The sequence below is a fragment of the Psychrobacter sp. Arc9 genome, assembly GCF_041431295.1.
GTDB lineage: Bacteria > Pseudomonadota > Gammaproteobacteria > Pseudomonadales > Moraxellaceae > Psychrobacter.
On record NZ_JASMRK010000048.1, the window covers coordinates 1 to 3,723 of the forward strand.

4 protein-coding genes and 1 pseudogene are annotated in these 3,723 nt (G+C 38.9%); 3 read left to right on the plus strand and 2 right to left on the minus strand.

The features are described 5' to 3' along the window. Window positions 1-210: 210 nt before the first annotated feature. Window positions 211-801: a recombinase family protein gene (locus QO187_RS13655; protein ID WP_102092620.1), complete on the minus strand. Its 591-nt coding sequence runs from the start codon at window positions 799-801 to the stop codon at window positions 211-213. Window positions 802-1,052: 251 nt separating this feature from the next. Between QO187_RS13655 and QO187_RS13660 the strand changes: the two genes are divergently transcribed. Beyond that, window positions 1,053-1,400, plus strand: a complete 348-nt coding sequence (locus QO187_RS13660; protein WP_075101971.1) for a type II toxin-antitoxin system RelE/ParE family toxin — start codon at window positions 1,053-1,055, stop codon at window positions 1,398-1,400. A gap of 1 nt (window position 1,401) precedes the next feature. Then, window positions 1,402-1,704: a helix-turn-helix domain-containing protein gene (locus QO187_RS13665; protein ID WP_011512377.1), complete on the plus strand. Its 303-nt coding sequence runs from the start codon at window positions 1,402-1,404 to the stop codon at window positions 1,702-1,704. Between the two features lie 304 nt (window positions 1,705-2,008). Here the strand turns inward: QO187_RS13665 and QO187_RS13670 are convergent, their stop codons facing one another. Continuing rightward, entirely contained in the window at window positions 2,009-2,614 is a 606-nt protein-coding gene (locus QO187_RS13670; RefSeq protein ID WP_185156569.1) for a fatty acid desaturase, read from the minus strand. 80 nt (window positions 2,615-2,694) lie between these two features. Here QO187_RS13670 and QO187_RS13675 point away from each other — a divergent pair. Beyond that, window positions 2,695-3,656: pseudogene (locus tag QO187_RS13675) on the plus strand (IS3 family transposase); the annotation flags it as partial. Between the last annotated feature and the right edge of the window lie 67 nt (window positions 3,657-3,723).

The window sequence follows — 3,723 nt, forward strand, 5'->3', positions numbered from 1 at the left end:
TTTTATGATTATGTTTGATGACCGTATCAGTAAGCATTTAATCTAAATGGCAGTTACACAGAATCTGGGATGGTCTCGAAGTAAAAGCGCTACTACACGCTCACTATACTAAGGTAGCGCTTGCAGATAATTAATGCTTATGACTACTGTTTTATTTTTAGACATAGTAATTCAGCAAAGCATAATTATTTAAGTTCATTACCTGACGTATTACGTATCTTTTAGTACTCGATAAACTGTAGCCACTCCAACACCACAGGCCTTAGCTATTTCATCTTTTTTCATATTGTTTTGACTTGCTAATTCTCTAATGCGTTTGTGCTTCTGTGTATTAGCTTTTTTGCCTGTAGGTTTATAACCACTATTAGCTAATCCTTGCTTAATACGCTCTCTACGCTTGTCATTATCCAATTTAGCCATTGTTGCTAATAAATCAATTAGCATGTTGTTGATTACAGCCAATATCTCTCCACTCATGCCAGTATTGATTGTATGCGTAGTAGGTAGGTCTGCTACGATTAACCTTAAGCCTTTATCTTTGATACGCTGCTTTAGAATCGCAAAATCATCTTGAGATAGTCTGCTTAATCTATCCACGCTTTCAACCAATAAAATATCGCCTTGCTCGGCGTCTTTTAGCAGCTTAGCTAATGCTGGTCTATCGAGCTTTGCACCACTGAAGTGCTCAACGTAATCAACATAGCTATCACCATAGCGGCTACTGAAGGCAACCAAATCTACTAATGCTCTAGTAGCGTCTTGATCCTTGGTGCTGGCTCTCACATAAATACGAACGGTCATAACGCCCCTCTATTACTTAGAATTGATAATTAATGTTCATTGATAATATCAGGATATTACTATCGTTTAATTACTAATATAAGTCAAATGATAGCTAAATTATCGTTTAGAGGTTTTATTTTTTGAGTATAGGTTAATGATAGAAAATATGGTCGCTACTAAGAATAGGCTGTTAAGAGCCGCTCACTATAATTGCAGACTGTCTCGATTAGATGTATAATATAGACTGTAATCTATATATTGGTTTTTATATGTGGACTGTCATCACAACAGAGCTGTTCAACCAATGGTTTGATCAGCAAGATGAATCAACGCAAGAAAAAGTACTGGCAGCTTTGGTGGTTTTAGAACAGCAAGGTCCAAGCTTGGGTCGCCCTTTAGTAGATACGGTGTATGATTCAAAGTTTACCAACATGAAAGAGTTGCGTATTCAGCACAGAGGCAATCCACTCAGAGCCTTTTTTGCCTTTGACCCAAAGCGGCAAGCGATTGTGCTTTGTATTGGTGATAAAGGTAATAAAAAGCGTTTTTATAAAGAAATGCTAGCCACTGCAGACCAGCAGTATGAGTGTCACCTCAGAACTTTAGGAGATCCATAACATGACTAAGACATTACAAGAGATGTTAGCTGAGCGCTCTTTGGATAGCCAAGCGCGTATTAAACAACTGGCAGAGCAATTGCTTTTAGAAAACCAGCTGTCTCGTATTCGTGAAGAGTTAGAGATCTCTCAAAAAGAACTAGCTCAAACCATGGGTATTAAGCAGCCTTCATTGTCTGCTATAGAAAATCGCGGCAATGATCTTAAAATATCAACCATGAAAAAATATGTTGAAGCTATGGGTGGCAAGCTTCGTATCGACGTTGAGCTGCCAACAGGGAAGCACATAGGCTTTAATGTGTAATAATAAATTCAAGTGATTCAAGCGCTAATAAGCCACCTTCTTATAGGTGGCTTTTTTATTACTAAGAATAGGCTAATGTTATTAGAAAAGCACAGCAGCCCGTCCCTTAATTCAAAAACCTGTTATAGATGGTTCCATTATAGCAGTCTGTTTTAAGTAGTCTGTTAATAGGTTTTCGGGGCTTTTTAGGTGGTTCTGCTAGGGTATAGCTTAGCTTAGAAGAACTACCCTTAGGATATCTAATTGGTTATATCTCTAATAATATAAACTCCTTAGTGAAGTGCTATTAAACAACCTTGTCATTCTAGCCTATAGGGCGAAAAATCATTTTTAGATTACTATTATGCTCAAGAATTTTTTCCTCAATTCTCGTATATTCTTGCTTAAATTTGTCATCAATTTCATGCAAACGTTCAGAGTACTGATTCTTTTTCATTTCAATTTTTTGCGCTTTTAGTGCTTGCCATTCTGCCACTGTTTGCATGAAGGCGTCATGCTCAAAATTAATACGGTCTTGGAAGGTTTTCATAGCATGAGGAATATCTAGACCGGCTGACATTACTGTACTAATCTTTTGCTGAGCCTGTTTAAATTGCATTCTTACTTCGGCATGTTTAATGGTAGTGTCATCAACGGTACGTAGCTCAGTAGTTAATCCCACTTTAGATAAACCAGCAATCAACCATTTAGTTGGGTCATATTGCCACCATTTTACCCCATTACGGTAGTCGTATTGAAAAAAGTGATGGTAATTATGATAGCCTTCGCCCCATGTGAATATAGCGAGGAAAAAGTTGTCACGTCCACTATTCGTATCGGTATAAGGACGTGAGCCAAACATGTGGCAAAACGAGTTAATAAAAAAAGTAAAGTGATGGGTTAATACTAAACGTAATAGACCAACAATCACTAATGAGCCCCATACTGAGCTATGCTGAAGAAACCGTAGAGATAAACTTGGTAAACTAGCGACTCGACGAGGAGTTTACCATGACCAAGAAAATCAGAACTTACAGCACAGAATTTAAAGCAGAAGCCGTAAAGAAGATAGCAGACAACAACGGTAATGTTTCAGCCACTGCCAAGCAACTTGGTATAGCGATGCAAACCTTATCAAACTGGCAGAACAAAGCCAATCAAGGCAAGCTTTTAGGAACTGAGCAGTATGACCCTGAGCTTATGGCAGCTATTCAGGAAATAAAGCAGCTCAAACGGCAGCTTAAAGTGGCTGAAGAGGAACGAGAGATACTAAAAAAGGCCACGGCGTACTTCGCGAAGCACAGTTGATGAAGTACGTCTTTATCAAAGACAACCAGTACCTTTTTAGTATTACCTGCATGTGCCGCGTATTAAACGTAAAACCATCAAGCTACTACGACTGGATAAATCGTGAGATGAGTGAACAGCAGATACACCGTAATCACTGTGAGATATTAGTTAAAGCGGCTCACAGTGAAACTAAAGAACGTTATGGTGTTGATCGACTGCATGCAAAGCTAATAGAGCAAGGCCATGACATTAGCTTATACATGGTCAGACGTATTAAAGAAGAATATGGAATCAAATGCCGTCGTCACAAACGTTTTAAAGTCACCACCAACTCCAATCATAACAAGCTTGTCTATCCAAACGTGCTGGATCAGCAGTTTGATGCTAAGCGACCCAATGAGTCTTGGGTCAGTGACATCACTTATATTTGGACTGCTGAGGGTTGGCTATACTTAGCAGGTGTTAAAGATCTCTACACCAAAGAGCTTGTTGGATATGCCTTAAGTAAGCGCATGACCGCCGATTTAGTCTGTCGTGCATTGAATATGGCAATTAAGAATAAAGGTCCAAGCCAAGGGCTGATTGTACATTCTGATAGAGGCAGCCAGTATTGCAGTCATGCCTATCACAAAATTATCAAGCAGCATTATTTTAAAGGCTCAATGAGTGGTAATGACCTATGCTGTCAAATCCGTAGACCTAAACTTGGGAGATTTTAATCAAGCGGCCTGACGATAATGATCAAACCAC